This window comes from Methylomonas sp. AM2-LC (assembly GCF_039904985.1).
In the GTDB taxonomy this organism is placed as follows: domain Bacteria; phylum Pseudomonadota; class Gammaproteobacteria; order Methylococcales; family Methylomonadaceae; genus Methylomonas.
This window is the reverse complement of the sequence record NZ_CP157005.1, coordinates 3,559,393-3,582,240: the sequence shown is the minus strand read 5'-3', so window position 1 is coordinate 3,582,240 and position 22,848 is coordinate 3,559,393. Positions and strand designations below refer to the sequence as shown.

Annotated in this window: 18 protein-coding genes; 14 read left to right on the top strand and 4 right to left on the bottom strand. The window is 43.1% G+C overall.

What is annotated here, in order from left to right; all coding sequences use genetic code 11:
• Positions 1–126: 126 nt before the first annotated feature.
• Complete coding sequence (locus ABH008_RS16040) at positions 127–3,345, top strand: EAL domain-containing protein (RefSeq protein ID WP_347986622.1); 3,219 nt, start codon at positions 127–129, stop codon at positions 3,343–3,345.
• A 125-nt stretch (positions 3,346–3,470) separates the two neighbouring features.
• Here the strand turns inward: ABH008_RS16040 and ABH008_RS16035 are convergent, their stop codons facing one another.
• From ABH008_RS16035 to ABH008_RS16025, 3 genes are all read right to left on the bottom strand, one after another.
• Entirely contained in the window at positions 3,471–4,400 is a 930-nt protein-coding gene (locus ABH008_RS16035; protein WP_347986621.1) for a response regulator transcription factor, read from the bottom strand.
• Positions 4,400–7,774, bottom strand: coding sequence for an ATP-binding protein (locus tag ABH008_RS16030; protein ID WP_347986620.1), 3,375 nt, complete (start codon positions 7,772–7,774; stop codon positions 4,400–4,402). The genes ABH008_RS16035 and ABH008_RS16030 overlap by 1 nt, the downstream gene beginning before the upstream one ends.
• Before the next feature lie 367 nt (positions 7,775–8,141).
• Positions 8,142–8,834 (bottom strand): hypothetical protein, encoded by a 693-nt coding sequence (locus ABH008_RS16025; protein WP_347986619.1) that lies wholly within the window; start codon positions 8,832–8,834, stop codon positions 8,142–8,144.
• Positions 8,835–9,017: 183 nt separating this feature from the next.
• On the opposite strand from ABH008_RS16025, the gene ABH008_RS16020 reads away from it, so the two are divergent.
• The 13 genes from ABH008_RS16020 to ureG all read left to right on the top strand — a co-directional run bounded on the left by ABH008_RS16020 (position 9,018) and on the right by ureG (position 21,217).
• Positions 9,018–10,250 (top strand): hypothetical protein, encoded by a 1,233-nt coding sequence (locus ABH008_RS16020; protein WP_347986618.1) that lies wholly within the window; start codon positions 9,018–9,020, stop codon positions 10,248–10,250.
• An 83-nt stretch (positions 10,251–10,333) separates the two neighbouring features.
• Entirely contained in the window at positions 10,334–11,578 is a 1,245-nt protein-coding gene (gene urtA, locus ABH008_RS16015; protein ID WP_347989987.1) for an urea ABC transporter substrate-binding protein, read from the top strand.
• Positions 11,579–11,655: 77 nt separating this feature from the next.
• The gene (gene urtB, locus ABH008_RS16010; protein ID WP_347986617.1) at positions 11,656–13,470 is read left to right on the top strand and encodes an urea ABC transporter permease subunit UrtB; all 1,815 of its coding nucleotides are present in this window, start codon (positions 11,656–11,658) and stop codon (positions 13,468–13,470) included.
• 3 nt (positions 13,471–13,473) lie between these two features.
• Complete coding sequence (gene urtC / locus ABH008_RS16005; protein WP_347986616.1) at positions 13,474–14,589, top strand: urea ABC transporter permease subunit UrtC; 1,116 nt, start codon at positions 13,474–13,476, stop codon at positions 14,587–14,589.
• A gap of 5 nt (positions 14,590–14,594) precedes the next feature.
• Complete coding sequence (gene urtD / locus ABH008_RS16000) at positions 14,595–15,398, top strand: urea ABC transporter ATP-binding protein UrtD (protein ID WP_347986615.1); 804 nt, start codon at positions 14,595–14,597, stop codon at positions 15,396–15,398.
• Entirely contained in the window at positions 15,398–16,174 is a 777-nt protein-coding gene (locus tag ABH008_RS15995) for an ABC transporter ATP-binding protein (RefSeq protein ID WP_347986614.1), read from the top strand. Before urtD ends, ABH008_RS15995 begins: the two co-directional genes overlap by 1 nt.
• 108 nt (positions 16,175–16,282) lie before the next feature.
• Positions 16,283–17,122 carry an urease accessory protein UreD gene (locus tag ABH008_RS15990; RefSeq protein WP_347986613.1) on the top strand — a complete coding sequence of 280 codons (840 nt, stop codon included), beginning with the start codon at positions 16,283–16,285 and terminating at the stop codon, positions 17,120–17,122.
• Between the two features lie 35 nt (positions 17,123–17,157).
• A complete protein-coding gene (locus ABH008_RS15985; protein ID WP_347986612.1) occupies positions 17,158–17,460 on the top strand; it encodes an urease subunit gamma in 303 nt (100 codons plus the stop codon).
• Between the two features lie 9 nt (positions 17,461–17,469).
• Positions 17,470–17,787 carry an urease subunit beta gene (locus tag ABH008_RS15980; RefSeq protein WP_347986611.1) on the top strand — a complete coding sequence of 106 codons (318 nt, stop codon included), beginning with the start codon at positions 17,470–17,472 and terminating at the stop codon, positions 17,785–17,787.
• Positions 17,784–19,487 carry an urease subunit alpha gene (gene ureC / locus ABH008_RS15975; RefSeq protein ID WP_347986610.1) on the top strand — a complete coding sequence of 568 codons (1,704 nt, stop codon included), beginning with the start codon at positions 17,784–17,786 and terminating at the stop codon, positions 19,485–19,487. Before ABH008_RS15980 ends, ureC begins: the two co-directional genes overlap by 4 nt.
• Positions 19,488–19,493: 6 nt before the next feature.
• Complete coding sequence (gene ureE, locus ABH008_RS15970) at positions 19,494–19,925, top strand: urease accessory protein UreE (RefSeq protein ID WP_347986609.1); 432 nt, start codon at positions 19,494–19,496, stop codon at positions 19,923–19,925.
• Entirely contained in the window at positions 19,885–20,589 is a 705-nt protein-coding gene (locus ABH008_RS15965; RefSeq protein ID WP_347986608.1) for an urease accessory protein UreF, read from the top strand. Before ureE ends, ABH008_RS15965 begins: the two co-directional genes overlap by 41 nt.
• A gap of 10 nt (positions 20,590–20,599) precedes the next feature.
• On the top strand, positions 20,600–21,217 hold the full coding sequence (ureG, locus tag ABH008_RS15960) for an urease accessory protein UreG (RefSeq protein ID WP_347986607.1): 618 nt from the start codon (positions 20,600–20,602) through the stop codon (positions 21,215–21,217).
• Positions 21,218–21,549: 332 nt separating this feature from the next.
• Here the strand turns inward: ureG and ABH008_RS15955 are convergent, their stop codons facing one another.
• Positions 21,550–22,503: an AraC family transcriptional regulator gene (locus ABH008_RS15955; RefSeq protein WP_347986606.1), complete on the bottom strand. Its 954-nt coding sequence runs from the start codon at positions 22,501–22,503 to the stop codon at positions 21,550–21,552.
• Positions 22,504–22,848 lie beyond the last annotated feature (345 nt).

The window sequence follows — 22,848 nt, the reverse complement described above, 5'->3', positions numbered from 1 at the left end:
GTTGGGACACATTGCTCATCAGGTTTATTAATGAGCGTTTAATGTTGTGGTAGATTTCGTTACTTTTGAACTGCTAAAATTAGCATGCATGAGTTATGGAGCTCATAAATAACAGGTTACAGTTCTATGCTCACAATGTTTTACTTTTTACCCATTTCACCCGATGAGAGTCACTTATACCAAGGCTATTACAATTTCTGGTTAGTGGCAGTCTCAGTGCTGTTGGCCTTTGTTAGTGCTTATGCTGCACTTAATGCGGCAAGCCGTATTGCTCAACAAGATATATTTAGCAAGCTGATGTGGTTAGCTATCTGTATGCTTACTTTAGGAATCGGTGTATGGTCTATGCATTTTATTGGCATGCTGGCCTTAAATTTACCTTGTACTGTGCATTATGATATGCCGCTTACATTCTTATCTATGCTCCCCAGTATTCTGGTCAGTGGGTTGGCTCTTGTAAGTCTAGGACAGCAGGGGAGTAAACGCTTACCACCTATTATTGCCAGTTCGTTTTTAGGCATAGGTATTGCCATGATGCACTTTACTGGTATGGCTGCCATGCAACTGGAAGGTTTCGTTGGCTATAATCCGTATTTATTTGCTGTGGCAGTCTTTGTAGCAATTGCATTGTCCTATTTACTGTTGCGGACCATAGCAACGCAGACTGATTGCAAATCAAGAAATAATGCTTTGCTGGCGCTTGTTCTTGCTACGGCGGTATCCGGCATGCATTACATCGCTATGTCTGCCGCCTATTTTATTCCAGCTGAAATAGTGCCAGACCCAACGACTAATTTGGGCTTCAATACCCAGACACTTGCTGTTGTGGTTATACTCACTACCGTTATTTTGGGTTTGTCTACCTTGATAGCTGCTACATTTTCACGAAATTTGGAAACAACCAGACAATTACGTGTTAGCGAAGAACGGCTAAAAATTGCGACCACTTCAGGTCAGATTGGCATATGGGATTTAGACTTGCAAACACTTAAATTGGTTTGGGATGACACCATGTTCAGTCTGTATGGTGTTCGTCGCGAGGATGATTCAGATGCCTACCAGATCTGGTTAAGCAGGCTACACCCTGCTGATAAATCTCAAGCGCAGGCGGTACTAAAAGCGGCTATTGCTGACAAAAAAGAATATCAGCCAGAGTTTCGGGTAATTTGGCCGGATGGTACTTTACGTCATCTCAAGGGGCATGCGCATTTAGTTAAGGACTCACTGGGCAATCCACTGCGTTTAATTGGAACCCTATGGAACAATAATGATTATGTACTGAGCCAGCATCAACTTAAGCTGGCATCGGCAGCCATGAATAAAAGCAATAGCCCGTTTTTTTGGATAAACAACCATGCTCAGGTGATTGATATTAACGACTCAGCCTGCAGCAGTCTTGGCTATTCGCGTGCGGAAATCATAAACCAGCCTATTTGGTTTTTTGATCCAATGATCACGCCCGAATCCTGGACTGAGCATTGGGAAAAACTAAAGAAAGGGTTAACGTATACCTTTGAATCAATTCATCAACGTCAGGACGGATCGGTTTTCCCGGTAGAAATTACCACAAATTACATTGTTGATGAGGGTGAGGAATTTTGTTTTTCTTTTAGTCACGATTTGACCGAGCGCAAGCAGGCAGATATGCATATGCGTATTGCGGCAACTGCTTTTGAGGCTCAGGAGGCAATGGTCATTTCGGATACCAAAAGTATCATTTTACAGGTCAATAATGCTTTCATTGCATCTACAGGTTATACAGCTGCAGAACTGGTGGGACAAAAAATAAGTATACTTAATTCGGATAGTTACGATGAAGCTTTTTATCAGAGTATCTGGCAATGTGTGGCTATTAATGGCCGATGGCAGGGTGAAATTTGCGGACAACGTAAAAATGGAGAAAGTTATCCAAAGTGGTTAACCATCACAGCTGTTACCAGCAATGATGGTCAAATTACGCATTATGTTGCAACGCATGAAGATATTACGCAACGAAAAGTAGCCGAAGAAGAAATTAAACATCTGGCTTTCTATGATGCGCTCACCGATTTGCCTAACCGCCGCTTGATGTTGGAACGTCTTAAGCATTGTATTGATGTGGATCGGCGCGAAAATAAACAATTGGCGCTACTGATGCTGGATCTGGATCGATTTAAAGCCGTTAACGATCATTTGGGCCATCTGGCTGGAGATGATTTGCTGCAACAAGTTGCGGGGCGAATTACCAGTCGCTTGCGTGAAATAGATTTGGTTGCGCGTTTGGGTGGTGATGAATTCTTGATATTACTCGATAATATTATCCACCCCGATGATGCAGCACGGGTAGCTAAAGAAATTGTGGCGGATCTAAGCAAACCTTTCCAGCTTTTGCAAAGTGACGATGTCAGGATTGGTGCCAGCATTGGTATCAGTCTCTATCCTCAGCATGGTGATAATCCGGAAGTATTAATGGATCATGCCGATACAGCCTTGTATCGTGCCAAAGATCAGGGGCGGGGTTGTTTTGCTTATTTCTCTGAACAGTTAACTCTTTCAGTGCGAGAGCATATCGAACTGGAAACTCGCTTGCGACGCGCGATTCAACAACAAGAGTTGTGTTTGTACTATCAACCTAAGGTGGATATTTGCACTGGGCGTATTATAGGAGCTGAGGCTCTACTGCGTTGGCAAGATCCTGATGAGGGACTGATTTTACCTTCTCGATTCATACCCATTGCTGAGGAAACCAGTTTAATTGTTGAGCTAGGTGAATGGGTGTTGCGTGAGGCATGTCAACAAGGACAAAAATGGCTGGCTATGGGTTTATCTCCTGTTAGTCTGGCTGTTAATCTATCGCCTTATCAATTTAAGCGTAGCGATATTTGTGCTATGGTTGCCAAGGTGTTAAAAGAAACAGAATTTCCGCCGCAACAACTTGAATTGGAAATTACTGAAAGTGGGTTAATGGATAACCATGAGGAAAAAGTTTATATTTTAAACTGGTTACATACGCTAGGCATACGTATTGCTGTTGACGATTTCGGTACCGGTTATTCATCTCTGGCTTATCTAAAACGGTTTTCTCTTGATGTACTGAAAATCGATAAAAGTTTTATTGATGAGATTCCCAACAATGTAGATGCGATGGAAATTGCTGCCACCATTGTGGCCATGGGGCATACACTAGGCATGAAAGTGTTGGCCGAAGGGGTTGAAACTCAGGAACAACTGGCATTTTTACAGGAAAAAGGTTGCGACATGTATCAGGGCTTACTTAAAAGCCGCCCACTACCGAGTGAAAAATTTGCTGAATTATTATGCAACCAGCATTTGGTTGGGTTAATGCTAGGGGATGCATTTAACTAATACGATCCATAAGGGCTATCGGTTTTTAATGTATTGGCAAAATATACAGAAGGGAGATTCGAAAAACCACCCTTCGACAAGGCTTTCCTGAGCAAAGTCGAAGGGCTCTGTGTGAGCAGTGGCTTCTATCTATTTTCTGTCTGTATTGCCTTGGTGACAGCGGCGGCTCGGGTAGAAACGCCCAGTTTTTCAAAGATATGTTCCAAATGTTTATTTACAGTACGTGGACTGGTATTAAGAATCAGGCCAATTTCCTTGTTGGTTTTTCCGCGTGATATCCACATCAAAATCTCAGCTTCCCGAAAAGTTAATTTAAGTTTCTGTTTAAGTTCTTCCGCATCCCAGCTATTAGCGGTTTCGTTTCTATGTAGTTGTATCAAATACTTATTAGGATGTTGGCAGGTACTAATGCTAGCAGTTAATGCTTGATTAGAGCTAGTATAAATAGCTTCGGCTTTTTGTTCCCGCCAAGATTGAAACCATAGCAGCAAAGGAGCAGGTATCAAATCACCTAATTGACACGCTGATAAATGGGGTTGCGATTTAAGAAAATCTAACAACCATAAATTGGCTGCTGGTGTCATCCAATCAATACAGCCAGTGCTATCGATAGACAATGCCGCAAACTCACTATCAATCAGGATACTTTCAGCACGATGTAGATTACGTGTTTGAGTGAGATGTACTTCTATACGCACCAAAACTTCAGCGGGTCGAATCGGTTTGACAATATAATCTAGAGCGCCTTCATGAAAACCTCGCAGCAAATGGTCTAGTTCACTCAGTCCGGTCATAAATAATATGGGTATGGATTCAGTATCTGGATTTGCTTTGATACGATTACAGGTTTCGAAGCCGTCAATACCCGGCATCATGACATCTAATAAAATGATATCCGGTTTGATATACTGAATCTGTTCAATAGCTGATGCACCATCAGTTGCGACTAACACCCGGTAACAAGCTTCAGAAAGTGTATCTGATAATAAAGCCAGATTGCCTGGGGTATCATCCACGATTAAGACAGTACCTAGATTGGGCATCGTAGCGATCATTACGTAGTCTCTTTATGGGTAGAGTTCGTTAATAGGGTTTTAATTTCACCGACTCTAAACTGGCTGGCCAGATCGGTAAGCTTGGCAAAATAGGGGGCGTATTCAAAGTGTTCTGCACTGAGTTCTCGTAGCAATTGCTGTAATCCTAACAAATCACCAATACGTACACATTCAATACATGCTTGTAATAAGTGTGTTGGTGGAACGATTACTGCGCTTAGTTCTTGCTGTTCTGCATGTTGTTCATCATCTTTAAATTGCCACGACAATGCCAGATAAAGTTTAAGTTTACTAAGTAGTTCCGGCACTCGAAATGGTTTGGTTAAAAAGTCGTTACAGCCCGCATTTAAAGCCGCAACTCTGTCATCGGCGAAAGCGTTGGCGCTAATAACTACAATGGGGATGTTGATATCCTGCTCCCTTAAGCGTAGTGCAGTTTCAATGCCATTAATGCCACTCATTGACATATCCAGTAACAACAAATCGGGTACTTGATTTGCTATTTTGCTCAGACAATCTTCACCAGAATAGGCTTCACTAAGATAGAACCCCAAAGGTTCCAGTAACGATAACATCAATTCACGATGTTCGTGTTGGTCGACCACTATCATGATACGCCGCCGCCGTCCTTTGTAACCGACAATATCGGCTTGCGGCTCTGTTTCCAGTTCGGCATTAACACTGGGTAATAACAATCTTACTGAAAACGTCGATCCTTGATTGATTTGGCTTTGTACTACCAATTCTCCACCCATCACCTCAGTTAAAATCTTACTGATAGTGAGGCCAAGTCCACTGCCTGAAGTAGCGTTACCCATGGAATTATCCAAGCGAGTAAATGGCTGAAAGATATTTTGTTGTTGTTGTTCATCAATCCCGGTACCGGTATCAATCACTTGAAAGGTGGCAACCCCACTACTATAGCCTATGCGGAAGTTTATACTACCAGTGCTGGTGAATTTTACTGCGTTGCCCAGTAAGTTCATTAAAATTTGACCAACGCGATTTTCATCTCCGCGAATGTATTGCGGTAATACGGTGGTAATCTGGCAATTAAAAGCGAGCTGTTTATTTTCTGCCTGCGCTTGAAAAACTTGTACCAGATGTTCGATAAAGCTGGGAAAATGGAATGGTTGATATTTAAAATCGAACTTGCGGGCTTCAATGCGGGCAATATCAAGCACATCTTCTATCAATGAGCAGAGATGTTCTCCGCTACGTTTAAGCGTTTCAATGGCTTGGCGACGGTGAGCTGGAAACTTGGGGTCTTGATGCAGAATATGAGTGTAGCCAATGATACTGTTCAAAGGGGAACGTATTTCATGACTCATATTACTTAAAAAACGGCTTTTGGCTTGGTTGGCGTTGTCAGCCATTTTCATGGCTTGTTGCAACTTCAAGTCGGTTATTTTGTGTTTGTCTATTTCCTGTAATAGCAATTGCGTTTGTTTTGCTGTTTCCTCATGGGCTACCCGTCTACTCTCGGCATTTAATATTAACCACCAAGTACACAGACCAATAAATACCAGTAGCGAAGAATAAATCTTAAGAAAATTATTGGTTAATAACTGAAAGGCTAGCGTATTTTGCTGCACACTTAGCAAGTCTTGATAATAAATAATACTGACGAAAATACCGGTTAATACTGCCAGAATTAAAAACATTAAACCAAAGCGTAGTAAGCGTAAACGTGCAGTCAGGCTAATTAAACTGGGTAACAGATAATTGGCCAGTTGTTCCAGATAATCATCAAAGCGAAACCCAACTTTGCAAGAATCTAGGCAACGAGCATCCAGTGTGCAACACAAAGAACAGATGCTGCCTGAATATGCTGGGCAATAGGCGATATCTTCGTGCTCGAATTCATTTTCACAAATCGAACAGACTGCTTTGGCAAACTGATTGTTGAATTCGCGATCACGTGCAATATAGTGTTTACCTCCCGTCAGCCATGCAAGCGAGGGAACCAGTATAAAAGACAAACCCAAAGCAATAAAGGCGGAAAATGCTTGAGTTGTTTCTCCAAAAATACCGATATAAGCCAGAATTGACACCATAGAGGCTACGAAGGTAGAAATAATGCCCACAGGATTTAAATCGGGTAAATAGGCGCGTTTAAATTCAATTTGTTTAGGGCTTAGACCTAGCGGTTTGTTAATCATCAAATCTGCTGCCACCGCACTGATCCAGGCGATGGACATATTGGAAAATAGGCCTAACACTTTTTCCAAGGCACCAAATACGCCAAACTCCATTAATAGTACGGCGATGAGTACATTAAAAAATAGCCAGACTACTCGACCAGGATGACTGTGTGTAATACGCGAAAAAAAATTAGACCAAGCTAGCGAACCGGCATAGGCATTTGTCACGTTGATTTTGAGCTGGCTTAGCACCACGAATAGGGTGGTAGCGGCCAAAGCCCACTGTGGATCACTAAATAATTCCTGATAGGCAACCAGATACATTTGCGTTGGCTCATGAGCATGTACCGGATCAATGCCGTGCCGAATGGCCAAATGCGCCAATAGTGCACCCGCTAGTTGGCGTAATACCCCAAACACTACCCAGCCTGGACCTGTCATAAGCATGGCGGCCCACCAGCGGTAGTGATTTTGCGGGGTCTTGTCTGGCAGGAATCGTAAGAAATCGACTTGTTCGCCAATCTGTCCCACCATGGAAAAAGCCACGGTGGCTGCGCTGCCAAACATCAGCCAATTAAAGCCTTGGCCACTGCCTGCTATCCAGAAATAACTTTCTACCGTAACAAAAGCATCTGGCTCTGCATTAGCAACTGCAATATAAGGTGCAATTAATAAAATCAGCCACAAGGGTTGAGTCCAGAATTGCATTCTACTGATGGTTGTTATACCAAAAGTAACCAGTGGTATCACAATGATTGCGCTGACAATATGCGCATAAGGCAATGGCAGATGAAAAAACAGTTCCAGCGCCAGTGACATGATAGACGCTTCCAGCGCAAATAATGTAAAGGTAAACGACGCATATATTAAAGAAGTAACGGTTGATCCAATATAACCAAACCCGGTTGCACGGGTTAATAGATCAATGTCAATGTGATGAATAGCTGCATAGTAAGTAATGGGTAAACTGGTAACAAAAATTATAATACCGACAATTACGATAGCCCAAAAAGCGTTGGTAAATCCATAATTGATGGATAGAAAACCACCTATCGCTTCGAGGACCAAAAATGAGGTGGAGCCAAAGGCAGTGCTGGCAACCTGAAACTCTGACCATTTACGAAAACTGCGGGGAGCATAGCGCAAGGCATAGTCTTCCAAGGTTTCATTTGCGACTAAAGCATTATAATCTCGGCGAATTTTGGTAATCGTTTGGCGCAAGGTTTTCACACTATCTGGAAGGGGTTATAGACGAATGGCACTTACTTAAGCCTGTTTACCTTTATTATCAATCATACAAGGATGTGGTGAGGTAACGAACCGCATCAAGTTGGCTGAACATTCAGCTTATACCTAATTCGCGGAAGATGCGGTTCGTGCATCACCACATCCTACGTAATTATATATTTGAATATTAAAGAAAATTCGCTTAAATCAGTGCCATTCGGGTTATAGACTACTCGCAGTTCAAATTTGCTCTGACACTTTTTTGCTGCAAGGAGTATTCTACAAGTAATCCCAGCATTAAAAACCACAATTGTCAGCAATTTAGCGGTTTTGAATAATCTGCGGTAGTCATTGCAACTAAATTAACATTTTAGCGCCGATCCGGTCCAAATTGGATAGTCAACGGCGTACCCTGATTTTGAATGATAAGCTCCTTTTTTTCATCGTCAGTAGACGTCTCTTCCTTAGATACACCACCCGTATTTTGCCTGTCGGTATTCGCATTTTTTACCACAATAGACACACTTGGCAGCCATTTGGGTTGTTTCAGTGTCGTATTTTCAGGCGTTTGCTGTTTGCTAATCTTGGCACGATTAAGTACTTCAAGACAGACAGTGCTGATTTCATCGTTCAGCTTTTCGCTGTTTTTGGGTGTGTCAGTACTGACACTAAAGCTAGATTGCCATTCTGATACTATTTTGGCATGCGCCTCATCCGTTAATCGACAAGTTATGGGAAGTACATCCGCCTTTTGAAAATCTGAGGCGCGTGGATCTGAGTTGCCACTAGAAAACGAAAAGCCTACTGGTGTGTTTTCATGATTGATTTTGCCAATCACTGCGCGTAATTGATGGCTATAAGGGCCGCTGGATGGCAGCGAGTATCCCCACTCGCTTAAGTTACTGCGAATTTTGTTAGTCAGTTCTGATGGTATGGAGGGCAAGTTATCGGCGCTTATTTCCAGACCGATATGTGTTGGCGTGGCCTGCTCAGCACATAGGCAAGCACTAAACATCAAGAAAGTGGTGGCGGTTAGTAACCGAATATTAAACTGAATGTGCATAGTATTACTCCGAATAATGGTTACAAACTCTACTGAAATAAGGCTTTTTCAGCCATACGTCAAATGACTGATGAGTCATTTGACTAATTGTGGCAAAACTAAATTCAGTCAAAAATTCACCTGCAGTTTTTTGATAGCCATCGTAAGTCGTTGGCCGCATTAATCCAACTTAGGGGAATATACATGACTCATTTAATTCGATATAAAGCCCATGGTCGAAAGTTACGACTAGTGACTTGTGTGGCCTTAGGCACCTTAAGCATTGGGCAAGCCTCCAATGCTGTGGCAGGCGCAACATTTAAAATTGATGATACCAAATGGCTAAGTGTGGGGGCTGGTTTACGTACCAGTTTTACCGCCCAGGAAGCCGCCGCGGGTACGCCGGGTAATTCGCAGTGGAGTAATAACTTTAGTCTGGATAATATCCGTTTGTATTTTAACGGACAAGTACATAAATACATAAAATTTGAATTCAATACCGATTGCCAGACCTGTGGTAACGGTGGTGAAGTGAGAGTACTGGACGCCATCGGTAAATTTGATATTGATGCTGGTTACAATCTGTGGGTGGGTCGTATGCTGGTGCCTGCGGAACGGCGCGAAATGAACGGACCTTTTTATAGCCCAATCTACAATGTTTTTGGGGCAGGAACACCGTTTGAACCGGCAGATTACAATACTACCATCCAAAATAACGGTACGTCTGCCGGGTCTTTTGGCCGGGATGATGGTGCGACAATTTGGGGGGCGTTTTTTGACAAGCGCTTTCAATATGCGGTTGGTTTTTTTCGCGGCTTACGCGGCGGGGCAAATGTAAACGATAACTTGTTGTACGCACAACGTTTTGCTTATAACTTTTGGGATGTGGAAAAAAATCCGGGTTATTATACCTCTGGTACCTATTACGGCAAAGGTGGCGACATCTTAACTGTCGGTGTTTCAAATCAATTTCAAGATCAGGGCGCAGGTAGTACCAATTTTCACGGAAGCTTCCGTGGCACTGCAGTTGATGTGTTGATGGAAAAAGTTCTGCCAGGTGGGGTTCTGACTCTAGATGGCGAATATAAAAATTATGGTATTTCCGGTAACTATAACCCTAATTTAGCAGCCAGCACACCTAACTTCAATATGTTTGAAGGTAATGCCTACGATGTGAGTGGTATGTGGTTGTTTCCACAAAAAATCTGGATAGGACAGGCACAACCCTTTCTACGCTATGTCAACGTTGCACCAACAGCCAGTACCACTCGCGAAGCCTATGAGGCGGGTCTTAATTACATCATTGATGGTCATAACGCCAAAGTTTCACTCAGCTGGCAGTATGGCGATCTACTCAGCAAAGGTCTGAATTACACCACCGGTGCCACCGGAGAAAAAGTCAATCAGATGATGCTTGGTTTCCAATATCAAATTTAATCTCCACTGTTCTGTAGGAAAAATTTATGAAAATTAGTGAAAATCCATTTGTAAAACTGACCAAGCCCTTGGTATTAGGTGCTATGTTGTGGGCGGGAGCCTCTGTATCTTATGCCGAAGAGACTATTAAAGTCGGTGTATTACATTCGCTGTCAGGCACCATGGCTATCAGTGAAACCACGTTAAAAGATACCATGTTGATGTTGATTGATGAACAAAACAAAAAAGGTGGATTGTTAGGCAAAAAATTAGAAGCGGTGGTAGTCGATCCCGCTTCAAATTGGCCGTTGTTTGCCGAAAAAGCCCGTGAGTTACTCACCAAAGAAAAAGTGGCCGCTATTTTTGGCTGTTGGACTTCAGTGTCGCGTAAATCGGTATTGCCGGTTATCGAAGAATTAAATGGTATTTTATTTTACCCCGTCCAATACGAAGGTGAAGAATCGTCTAAAAATGTGTTTTACACAGGCGCTGCACCTAATCAACAGGCCATTCCAGCAGTGGATTACCTGATGAATGATTTAAAAGTGCAACGCTGGGTACTGGCCGGAACTGATTATGTGTATCCGCGGACCACTAATAAAATATTGGAAGCGTATTTAAAATCCAAAGGTGTTAAGGATAAGGATATCTTGATTAACTACACACCTTTTGGACATTCTGATTGGCAAAGTATTGTGGCCGATATTAAAAAGTTCGGCTCAACTGGCAAAAAAACCGCTGTTGTCTCAACTATTAACGGCGATGCCAATATCCCTTTTTATAAGGAGCTAGGCAATCAGGGTATTTCTGCCGAAAACATTCCAGTCATAGCTTTTTCAGTGGGTGAAGAAGAGTTATCCGGTATGGATACCAAACCACTGGTTGGGCATTTGGCGGCTTGGAACTACTTTATGAGTGTTGACACGACTCGCAATGCAGCATTTATACAACAATGGCACGATTATATTAAAAACCCAAAACGCGTAACCAACGATCCAATGGAAGCGCATTACATTGGTTTTAATATGTGGGTTAAAGCGGTAGAGAAAGCCGGAACGACTGATCCTGAAGCCGTACAGAAAAACCTGATTGGGGTCGAATTTCCGAATCTAACTGGCGGTACTTCAAAAATGTTACCTAATCACCATATTAGTAAGCCAGTTTTGATTGGTGAAATTCAGGGTGATGGTCAATTTGTTACCGTCTGGCAAACCAATAAGTTAGTCGATGGAGATGCTTGGTCAGATTACTTGCCTGACAGTAAACCTATCATTGCCGATTGGACAGCACCGATTAGTTGTGGAAATTACAATACCAAAACTAAAAAATGTTCTGGGCAGCACTATTAACAGCCAGAGTTTAACCGATTTGCAGAGCAAGGATGCTCTGCAAACCCTAGCAGTAGCTCTTAAATAGGATATCTAACATGATTATAAATTTTGGCAAAAATTTAATGACACTCTGTTTGTGGTTAGTAGAGAGATTAAGCTCTGTGAAAACCCGTAAAAGATATTTGAAAACGCCAGCCGGTTATGGTGAGCATGAGTGCACAATATTAATCCCTCTGCAAATGTTGACTACTACCGCTATAAACTTCATCAAGCCAACATTGGCTGGCGTTTTCAAATGTCTTTGTCTGTGTGGTGTCCTGATAATTTTATCAGGTGTTTCGCAACTGGTTGCCGCGCAAACTCCGGATACCTTTACTGCGGCATTAGAACAGCTTAGACAAGGTAATATGCAGCAACGTGAAGCAGCCATAGAACTACTCGCTGAAGATTCACGCAGCTTGGTTGTTTTGCAAGCCTTGCAGGATGGCAAATTGTTCGATTTAAAAGAGGCCGGTCGACTGGTTATCGCTACTGAAGATCAACAAACGTATGCCTTAATTGATGCAGCTACCCAGAACGCTTTACCCTCGGTAGAGAGCAGTGCCTTGGGCAAAATAAATCTGACTAATAAATTACGTAGCACCTTACGTAAAATGTTAGGTAAATTACAGTTAAATGCTGCCGATCCTCAGCAACGCCTACAGGCAGTTAAAGCTATGAGCAAGGATATCGATGATAAAGCGCTGGAATTGTTGCAAGCTCATCAATTGGTGGAAACTGATTTAAAAATTAAAACAGCTATCGAACAAGTGGTGTTGTTAAAACAGATTGATAGCGACGATAAAAGCAAGCGTATTGCAGCTATTAATACGCTTAAATTACACGATAGTCAGGATGTCTTGAACCGTTTGCAAACCCTGGCTGACAAAGATGCCGAAGGCCAGTATCTGGAGGCGGATAGCGATGTACGCAATCTGGCAGAAGCCGCATTAAGCAATGTAAAAAGCCGCTTGCAAATGTACGCTGCCATAGAAACAGTGTTTTTTGGCTTAAGTCTGGGGGCGGTACTGGTGCTTTCGGCTATAGGCTTAGCCATTACCTTTGGGGTGATGGGGGTCATCAATATGGCGCACGGCGAACTGATGATGCTGGGTGCCTATACTACCTATGTTATGCAGCAATTGCTGCCGCAAAATTTGGGTACTGCGTTAATTTTATCCATCCCGGTGGCCTTTTTGGTGACAGCATTGGTCGGGATTATTATTGAACGCGGTATTATCCGCTTTCTGTATGGACGGCCATTAGAAACCTTATTAGCCACTTTTGGTGTGAGTTTATTTCTGCAACAAACCGTTCGCTCTATCTTTTCGCCCTTGAATCGGAGCGTTTCCTCGCCGGAATGGATGAGTGGGTCTTGGCAAATTAATGATTTTCTATCATTGACCTGGAATCGCTTTTATATTTTGATTTTTAGTTTGCTGGTGTTTGTCGCGTTATTGCAAATCCTGAAACGCACCAAGCTTGGTTTAGAAGTGCGTGCTGTAGCGCAGAATCGTTCCATGGCCAGAGCTATGGGCATTCCTACTGCGCGAGTAGATGCAATGACTTTTGGACTGGGTTCAGGGATAGCCGGGGTAGCTGGAGTGGCTTTGAGTCAGATTACCAATGTGGGTCCTAATCTGGGGCAGGCTTATATTGTGGATTCGTTTATGGTGGTCGTGTTTGGCGGGGTCGGTAATCTGTTTGGTACGCTGGTAGCCGGATTTTCACTGGGTATAGCCAATAAAGTGCTAGAGCCCTATGCCGGTGCAGTATTAGCCAAGATTTTGGTATTGGTCTTTATTATCTTGTTTATTCAAAAACGCCCACGCGGATTGTTCCCGCAAAAGGGTCGGGCTGCGGAGAATTAAATTATGCGTCATTTCTGGTTAACTCTTGATAAACCCTATGTCTCAGTGCTGTTGGTGTTATCGGCCATTACATTATTGGTGCCTATCTTTAATCTACTGTTTGCGGAAGAATCGTTTTTACATTTTTCCAGTTACAGTGTGTCCTTAATTGGAAAATATTTAACCTTTGCTTTATTGGGTCTTTCCTTGGATTTAGTCTGGGGATATGCGGGTATTCTGGTGTTGGGTCAAGGCGTATTTTTTGCGCTGGGTGGCTATGCGATGGGCATGTATCTCATGCGGCAGATTGGTAGTCGTGGTGTGTATGGTAATGCTGAATTACCCGATTTTATGGTGTTTTTAAATTGGACAGAGTTACCCTGGTATTGGCAAGGCTTTTCTCATTTTCCTTACGCTGCTTTGATGGTGTTTTTGGCACCTGCCAGCATCGCTTTTGTGTTTGGTTGGCTGGCCTTCCGTTCACGCGTTACCGGTGTGTATTTGTCAATTATTACCCAAGCACTGACTTACGCTATGTTATTAGCTTTTTTTCGAAATGAAATGGGTTTTGGTGGTAACAATGGTTTAACTGACTTCAAAGAAATACTAGGATTTAATATTCAATCAGAATCGGTACGTTTAGTGTTGCTGTTTTTGTCAGGATTGAGTCTGATTCTGGTGTTGTTATTAAGTCGCTGGATAGTGACCAGCAAGTTAGGCAGGGTAGTCACCGCTATTCGTGATCAAGAGTCCAGAGTGCGTTTTCTGGGTTATCGTGTTGAATTATTCAAATTGTGGGTGTTTGTATTTGCTGCAATGATTGCAGGGTTAGCAGGTGCCTTGTATGTGCCGCAAGTGGGTATTATTAATCCCAGCGAATTCTCACCACTGAATTCATTGGAAATTGTTATTTGGGTGGCAATCGGGGGTAGAGGCACTTTATACGGAGCTATTATTGGTGCAGTAGTAGTTAATTACGCAAAAACAGTATTAACCGGTCTCATGCCCGATGCTTGGTTGTTTTGTCTGGGAGCAGTATTCATTTTGGTAACCCTGTTATTGCCTGATGGTATTGTCGGCTTGATACGTCGCTTTACCAGACAACAGCCACTCCCGATTACCCTGCCAATAAAAGGATAATTGCTATGAATCAACCTGCTATTAGTTCAGAATTCGGCGTGCATGCTCTGACAGAGGATGTAGATACCAGTCATGGGCCTATCTTGTATATGGAAGATGTGAGTGTTAGCTTTGATGGTTTTAGAGCCCTAAATCATTTGTCATTATATATAGACGAGGGCGAGTTACGTTGTTTGATAGGTCCAAATGGCGCAGGCAAAACCACTTTAATGGATGTCATAACCGGTAAAACCAAGCCAGATAGTGGTTCAGTGTACTTTGGACAAACCATAGATTTATTGCAGATGGACGAACCCGCCATAGCCCAGGCGGGTATTTGTCGCAAGTTTCAAAAGCCTAGCGTGTTTAGCGCCCTAAGCGTGTATGAAAATCTGGAGCTAGCCTTAAAAACCAATAAAAATACTTGGGCCACACTGTTTCATAAATTGAATGCAGAGCAGCGTGAGCGAGTGCACACGGTATTATGCTCTATAGGTTTGCTTGAGTTACAGGGGCAATTGGCGGGTACCTTGTCGCATGGACAAAAACAGTGGCTGGAAATTGGTATGCTGCTCATGCAGGAACCAAAAGTCATGTTGGTTGATGAACCTATTGCGGGCATGACTCATCAGGAAATTGAGCGCACTGCGGAATTGTTACTCTCTCTGCAAGGTAAACACTCTATTGTGGTAGTCGAGCATGATATGGAGTTTGTGCGCAGCATTGCTCGAAAAGTGACGGTGTTACACGAAGGTAGTGTTTTAACTGAAGGTACGATGGATGAAGTACAAAATGATACACGCGTCATTCAGGTTTATCTGGGGGGATAATGTTAAATATTAGTATGTTGCAACAGTTTTATGGCGAAAGTCACACCTTGTGGGATTTTGATTTAAAAGTCACTGCCGGTAGTTGCGTGTGTTTGATGGGCAGAAATGGTGTCGGAAAAACCACTTTATTAAAATCGATTATGGGTTTGATTCCTGTACAAGGCGGTAGTATCGAATTTGACGGTGTGGAACTCAGTCAAACTAAGGCAGAAGCTCGGGCGGAACTGGGTATAGGGTATGTGCCACAAGGTCGAGAGATCTTTCCGCTGCTAACCGTTGAGGAAAACCTTAAAACCGGTTTACGCGCCGCTCAAAAGCACGGTATAAAAAAAATACCAGATGCCATCTACGAAATATTTCCCGTACTCAAACAAATGCTCAAACGTCGGGGCGGAGATTTGTCTGGTGGACAGCAGCAACAGCTTGCTATAGGTAGAGCGTTGGTGTTACAACCCCGCTTATTGATTTTGGATGAACCTACAGAGGGCATTCAACCTAATATCGTTACCGAGATTGGCGACGTGATTTTGCGCTTGAATCGGGCTAAAGGTATTCCCGTTGCGCAAGCAGATGCTAACTTGGTAGGTGATGTGCATCAGGCCATTAATCGTATTCACAGTGAATTAGGCGTAACCATCCTGCTAGTCGAGCAGAAACTGCCTTTTGCCAGGAAAGTGGCAAACCAATTTTGTATTATGGATCGAGGTCGGCATATCGCTAATGGCAATATGAGTGAACTACAGGATGATATGGTTAAGCGTTATTTAACGGTATAGTTATATAATCTGAACTTCATGCTGGTTTGAAAATCGTATCCTGCAATTGTTTTAGGATTACGCGAATGGCATGCTTGGATAGAGTTTTAGACAAAAATACAACACTGAATGGATAACAATTACTCATTACATACTGACACTTTTTGTACAGAATGGGAGGCTGAACTAAGATTGGGGTTTGTCTATCGCGCAAATAAAACAGTGATGGCGCATTGTGAGCACCGTGGGCCACTGACTGTGCAACGGCCATTTTATCCAGAAGACAAGCTTTGCCATGTTTATTTATTACATCCGCCTGGTGGCGTGGTGGCAGGTGATCGCCTCAATATTGCAATCAATGTCGACGAAAATGCGCAAGTGCTGATTACGACGCCGGCTGCAGGTAAGTTTTATCGTAGCGTAGGTAAAACCGCTACACAAACTGTGTCTTTAACGGTTGCCGAACAGGCCAGTTTGGAATGGCTGCCACAGGAAACTTTACTCTTTGAGGGGGCGCAGCTAGACTCCAGTTGTTGTATTAACTTGGGCGACAACTCGACATTTATAGGCTGGGAGGTGCTGATATTAGGGCGACCTGCGGCTGATGAAGGGTTTACTCAAGGTTTTGCCAGTTTACACTGGCAGATTAGGCGTGGTGGTCGATTACACTACCATGAACGAATCAATCTAGACGCGCAAGCCTTTACAGCGAATTGGGGTTTGCAAAATAACGCCAGTTTCGGCACTTTGTTTGCTTGCCCTGTGAATAGTCACCAGTTAAGCTTAGTGCAAGATTTAATCGCCGAGCAGCCAGGACGAGGGGTCACTTTGTTGGATGATTTGCTGATTTGTCGAGCCCTTGATCAACGCGCAGATAAGTTGCGTGCATTTTTTGAGCAAGTCAGGGATGTTTTAAGGACCGAATTAATCGGTCAAAAATCCTGTAATCCACGTATTTGGGCCACCTAACCCATCACTTTTATAATCTTAGATATCGAACAATTATGCAATTAACGCATCGAGAAAAAGACAAATTACTGTTGTTTTCTGCATTTCAACTGGCAGAACGCCGTTTGGCACGTGGCTTGACCTTAAATTATCCAGAAGCTATCGCCTATATTTCCTTTACCATTATCGAAGGAGCTCGAGATGGTCAAAGTGTCGCCGAATTAATGGCCTATGGTCGTACTTTGTTGAGTCGTGAACAAGTCATGGAAGGTGTGCCGGAAATGATACATGATGTTCAGGTTGAAGCCACTTTTCCCGATGGTACCAAGTTAGTCACGGTACATGACCCTATAGTGTAGGAGCAGCAAATGATTCCAGGTGAAATGTTTCCGTCCGAGGACGATATAGAACTCAATATAGGCCGATCTACCTGTAAGGTACTGGTAGCCAACAGTGGCGACAGACCGATTCAGGTCGGTTCACACTACCACTTTTATGAAACCAATCCTGCCTTGCATTTTGATCGGCAGTTAAGCTTGGGTTATCGCCTGGATATACCTGCTGGTACAGCAGTACGTTTTGAGCCGGGACAACATAGAGAGGTACAACTGGTTGCCTTTGCCGGTTTAAGAAAAGTCTATGGTTTTCGGGGTGAAATTATGGGTGATTTGGAGTCAGTGCCATGAGTACTATGAGTCGTAAAGCCTATGTTGATATGTTTGGCCCGACTACTGGTGATCGCTTGCGTCTGGCAGATAGCGAATTGATTCTGGAAGTAGAAGCGGATTACACCTGTTATGGTGATGAAGTTAAGTTTGGTGGTGGCAAAGTCATTCGCGATGGCATGGGGCAGGGGCAGCATGATTCGCAGCAGGCCGTGGATTTGGTGATTACCAATGCACTGATTTTGGATTATTGGGGCATAGTGAAAGCCGATGTTGGAATTAAAAACGGCAGAATCACTATGTTGGGTAAAGCGGGAAATCCCGATATACAACCCAATGTCAATATTATCATTGGTCCAGGTACCGAAGTGATTGCAGGGGAAGGGCAGATTCTAACGGCGGGTGGCATCGATGCACATATCCATTTCATTTGTCCGCAACAGATTGAAGAGGCCCTGGCTTCCGGTATAACTACCATGATTGGCGGCGGTACGGGTCCCGCCACTGGCACCAATGCCACTACTTGTACCCCAGGTCCGTGGCATATTGAGAAAATGTTAACTGCCCTAGATGGTTTTCCCATGAATTTTGGCTTGCTGGGTAAAGGTAATGCCAGCCTGCCTGGTGCTTTGGTAGAGCAGGTTCAAGCCGGGGTGATGGGGCTTAAATTACATGAAGATTGGGGGACAACACCAGCAGCGATTGATTGCTGTTTAACGGTTGCAGATAACTATGATGTTCAAGTGGCTATTCATACCGATACATTGAACGAATCTGGCTTTGTTGAAGATACCTTTGCAGCTTTTGCAGGACGCACTATTCATACTTATCATACCGAAGGTGCCGGTGGTGGACATGCGCCGGATATTATCAAAGCGTGTGGTCTTGCCAATGTACTACCGTCTTCCACAAATCCAACCCGTCCCTATACCATTAATACCGTAGATGAACATCTGGATATGCTAATGGTGTGCCATCATCTTGATCCCAGTATTCCAGAAGACGTAGCTTTTGCCGAATCGCGGATTCGCCGCGAAACCATCGCCGCCGAAGATATCCTGCACGATTTAGGCGCTTTTTCCATGATTTCCTCAGATTCGCAGGCCATGGGCCGGGTGGGGGAAGTGATTATCCGTACCTGGCAAACCGCGCATAAAATGAAAATGCAACGCGGTTCATTAGAATCGGATACGTCTCGGCATGACAATTTTCGACTAAAGCGCTATATTGCCAAATACACCATTAATCCAGCTATCAGTCATGGTATTGCCCATGAAGTGGGTTCCATAGAAGCGGGCAAATTGGCGGATCTAGTGTTGTGGCAACCCGCCTTTTTTGGTGTAAAACCCAGTCTTATTTTGAAAGGTGGCATGATAGCCGCAGCACCCATGGGTGACGCCAATGCTTCAATACCTACCCCACAACCCGTGCATTTTCGACCCATGTTTGGTAGTTTTGGGCAAACAGCAGCCGCAAACTCCATGATATTTATGTCCCAGGCGGCCGTAGCTGCAGGGGTTGCTAACCGTCTGCATTTGCAAAAACAGGTGGGTACTGTCAAAAATACTCGAACTATCGGTAAGGCAGATTTAAAGCATAATCATTATCAGCCTAATATCAGTGTCGATCCACAAACTTATCAAGTACGGGCAGACGATCAATTGCTGGTTTGTGAACCCGCTATCGTATTGCCTTTTGCACAACGTTATTTTTTATTTTAAAAGCCAATGTTAAAACTAACCGAAACTCTGCAAACGGGCGAAATAGCTGATGATACCTTGAGCCTGGTTTTTTCTGATCGACAAAAAACCCGCCAACCGGCTATTACTAAAAGTGGTATTCAAGTGGGTCTTTTTTTACAGCGAGGGCAATCCTTACGCAGTGGCTTGGTTTTAACCGGAAGTCAAGGTTATAAAGTACGCGTAGAAGCCGCGCCGGAAGCCTTATCGGTAGTGCATTGCCAGGATGATTTACTGTTTGCCCGCGCCTGTTACCACTTGGGTAATCGTCATGTTGCCTTACAAATTATGCCGCATGAATTACGCTATTTAGCCGATCATGTGCTGGATTCAATGTTGATAGGTTTAGGTTTACAAGTTGAACATTTAACCTTGCCTTTTGAGCCAGAAACTGGGGCATATCATACTCATGCTGGCTGATGTTGCTTTATTGCGCTTAATGCAGTTGATCAGCCCAGGTCTGCCGATTGGGATGTACAGTTACTCGCAGGGGTTGGAACGTGCTATTGATGACGGCTGGATCACCAACAGCACTGAATTGGAAGAATGGATTTCTGGCGTGTTGCAAAATAATTTGTGTTATTTGGACGCGGCTTATTTAGCTCGGTTATACGATGCTTGGCTACTATCCGATTATACGGCGGTTTATTACTGGACTGAACAACTTTACGCGAGTAGAGAAACCTATGAGTTGCGTGCAGAAGATCGGCAAACCGGTCAGGCGCTGGCAAGGTTGCTTAATCAATTGGAGATGCCCGATGCCGAAAACTGGTTAAAACGCCCCGAGACTACTCTAGCCACCTTGTTTAGTCTGGCTGCAGTACGTTGGCAGATAGATAAAAAGCATACAGTTACGGGTTATCTATGGAGCTGGCTGGAGAATCAAGTGCTGTGCGGGGTTAAATTAATACCACTAGGTCAGGTGGCTGGTCAACAATTGCTGTTAAAACTTGCCGGGCGCTTACCTGCTATTGTCGAGCATTCTCTAATGCTAACAGATCATCAGTTAGGTGGTAGTGCTTTTGGGCTAGCTTTAGCCAGTAGTCGCCACGAAATGCAATATTCCCGATTATTCCGTTCATGAGGTCCTAAAAATGATAACTAAACAAGTGCTAAGAGTAGGTATAGGCGGGCCGGTTGGTTCTGGAAAAACAGCCCTGGTTGATGCCTTATGCAAAAACATGCGTGATGACTATGAAATAGGCGTTGTCACTAATGATATTTATACCCGCGAAGATCAACAATTTCTAATTCGCAGTCAAGCACTGCCCGAAGAGCGAATTTTAGGTGTGGAAACCGGAGGTTGTCCGCATACGGCTATTCGTGAAGATGCCTCAATGAATTTGGCGGCAGTCGAAGAATTGTGTGAGCGATGGCCTGAGTTGGATTTCGTAATGGTGGAAAGTGGTGGCGATAATCTCAGTGCTACCTTTAGCCCAGAACTGGCAGACATTACTTTGTATGTCATTGATGTATCAGCCGGTGATAAAATTCCCCGCAAAGGTGGGCCGGGTATTACCCGCTCTGATTTGCTGGTGATCAATAAAATAGATCTCGCGCCTTATGTGGGTGCTTCACTAGAAGTGATGGACAGAGATGCCAAATTGATGCGTGGCGAAAAACCTTTTCTGTTTACTAATATTAAAGCGGGCCTAGGCGTAAAAGATGTCGCCGAGTTTATAGTAAAGCAAGGGATGTTGGGTAGTGCTTAGCTCATTTGTTTGCTTAGCGCATGTTATTTTTTGATGCTAGGGTATTCTGTCAGAGGACGCCGTGCATACGTCCGTGTAGCTTGAGTCAGTATCCGCCAAGTTACGTTACTGAGTAAATTTACTCAGTAACGTAACCTAATGAAATATCAAAAACTTCTAGAAGAATTACTTAAAGAACGGCTTAGCGAAATCGTTCTTTAAGTAATCTGCTTGTGGATTCAAGGCAAGTTGGCTAAACCACTATTTTCGCGATCTAATTTCACTAAATTCTAGGCAAGGCTATATCTCGGTTGATGCACTGATTATAGCTATTTGATATCCGCCAAAACTGCTCAACCCTTTTTAGTAATTGCTTTTGGTGATTGACCAAAAAACTTTGTAAATGCTGTACTAAAGTTGCTGGCATGGTTATAGCCCACTTTATTCGCTGCCACGCTCACCTGACATTGTTCAGAAATGAGTAGTTGATAAGCCTTGTTCATCCTGATTTCTAGCAATAAACCATAAGGAGTGTTATTAAAATAGCGATGAAACAATTTTTTTAATTTAAATGCGTTAGTACCTACCCGTTTAGCTAGCTGCTCAACGGATGGCGGTTGTTTAAATTCATCATATAAAATATCGCGCGCCGATCTTGCCATAATGCTATCTTTCTGATGAGTTTGCATGACATTTTTGGGCTTATTATCAATCAGGCAACTCAGTTCAAATGCAAGTAAAGATAAAGCTTGCCCATGCATCAAAAGACGGTTGCTGCTACTGAAAATATTGCGATCCAATAATTGCTGAGCCCTAACTAGTGCCTGAATACCGGTGGGCTGTAGTCGCTCATGTTTTTGAGATAACAATTGTCTGGTTTGAGTTTCACCAAAATATTTTTCCAGCCAGTTTTTACTCAGGGCAAAACGTAATTGTTGTGTGGTTATGTTGGCTTCGTAGTGTCGCTCACCTATGCTATCAGTATTCACTGGTACTAGAGTGGTATAGCCTTGTTTAAATATCAGCTCATTACCTGCTTTACTGGTAAAAATGGATTGTCCCTTTAAACTGATGGTCATGATAAGTTGCGGTTCCTGATAGTCTATACGACTCAACACAGCCAAATCCCTATTGGGTGTATACAGAGTTTCTATATAACGCAAGCCATCTTCAAGTTGAAATATTGCGGATCGACCGTTTCCCAGCTCTTTAGGTAAGCTTTGATGCAAGCAATCTGTTTGAGGAAGGAAATGTAAATCTTCGCTATCGATGCTCCAGCGCTTTGCAAAAAACTGTTTTGATATCATAGTTAGTTTCGCCAGTCGTATTTAGAATTACTGAAAGACTAAGCATATTTATTGCCACTTTTTTTTATGTTTACAATTTCATGTGCTTATCTGTGTTTAGTATGGTTATTTGACAATATGGCATTTTTAAAAACAAGGCATATCACACACTTTTTTATTAAAAATAAGGCATATCACGCAATTCTTTGTTTAGCATACGAAATAATCCGTTTGGCATATAAAAGAGTCAGATTCCTAAAAGTGTTATTGGGTAAAATTTTTTGCAACTTTTGTACAGCCTAGCGTGGCTGATATTAATGCTAAATAAATAATACTCAAGATATTTTCTTTCTCTATTTCGGACGT

What these genes read in the sequence shown, in the direction of transcription:
- ABH008_RS16040 (WP_347986622.1), top strand. Translation starts at nt 127, where the DNA reads ATGCTCACAATGTTTTACTTTTTACCCATTTCACCCGATGAGAGTCAC.
- ABH008_RS16035 (WP_347986621.1), bottom strand. Translation starts at nt 4,400, where the DNA reads ATGATCGCTACGATGCCCAATCTAGGTACTGTCTTAATCGTGGATGAT.
- ABH008_RS16025 (WP_347986619.1), bottom strand. Translation starts at nt 8,834, where the DNA reads ATGCACATTCAGTTTAATATTCGGTTACTAACCGCCACCACTTTCTTG.
- ABH008_RS16020 (WP_347986618.1), top strand. Translation starts at nt 9,018, where the DNA reads ATGACTCATTTAATTCGATATAAAGCCCATGGTCGAAAGTTACGACTA.
- urtA (WP_347989987.1), top strand. Translation starts at nt 10,334, where the DNA reads ATGTTGTGGGCGGGAGCCTCTGTATCTTATGCCGAAGAGACTATTAAA.
- urtB (WP_347986617.1), top strand. Translation starts at nt 11,656, where the DNA reads ATGATTATAAATTTTGGCAAAAATTTAATGACACTCTGTTTGTGGTTA.
- urtC (WP_347986616.1), top strand. Translation starts at nt 13,474, where the DNA reads ATGCGTCATTTCTGGTTAACTCTTGATAAACCCTATGTCTCAGTGCTG.
- urtD (WP_347986615.1), top strand. Translation starts at nt 14,595, where the DNA reads ATGAATCAACCTGCTATTAGTTCAGAATTCGGCGTGCATGCTCTGACA.
- ABH008_RS15995 (WP_347986614.1), top strand. Translation starts at nt 15,398, where the DNA reads ATGTTAAATATTAGTATGTTGCAACAGTTTTATGGCGAAAGTCACACC.
- ABH008_RS15990 (WP_347986613.1), top strand. Translation starts at nt 16,283, where the DNA reads ATGGATAACAATTACTCATTACATACTGACACTTTTTGTACAGAATGG.
- ABH008_RS15985 (WP_347986612.1), top strand. Translation starts at nt 17,158, where the DNA reads ATGCAATTAACGCATCGAGAAAAAGACAAATTACTGTTGTTTTCTGCA.
- ABH008_RS15980 (WP_347986611.1), top strand. Translation starts at nt 17,470, where the DNA reads ATGATTCCAGGTGAAATGTTTCCGTCCGAGGACGATATAGAACTCAAT.
- ureC (WP_347986610.1), top strand. Translation starts at nt 17,784, where the DNA reads ATGAGTACTATGAGTCGTAAAGCCTATGTTGATATGTTTGGCCCGACT.
- ureE (WP_347986609.1), top strand. Translation starts at nt 19,494, where the DNA reads ATGTTAAAACTAACCGAAACTCTGCAAACGGGCGAAATAGCTGATGAT.
- ureG (WP_347986607.1), top strand. Translation starts at nt 20,600, where the DNA reads ATGATAACTAAACAAGTGCTAAGAGTAGGTATAGGCGGGCCGGTTGGT.
- ABH008_RS15955 (WP_347986606.1), bottom strand. Translation starts at nt 22,503, where the DNA reads ATGATATCAAAACAGTTTTTTGCAAAGCGCTGGAGCATCGATAGCGAA.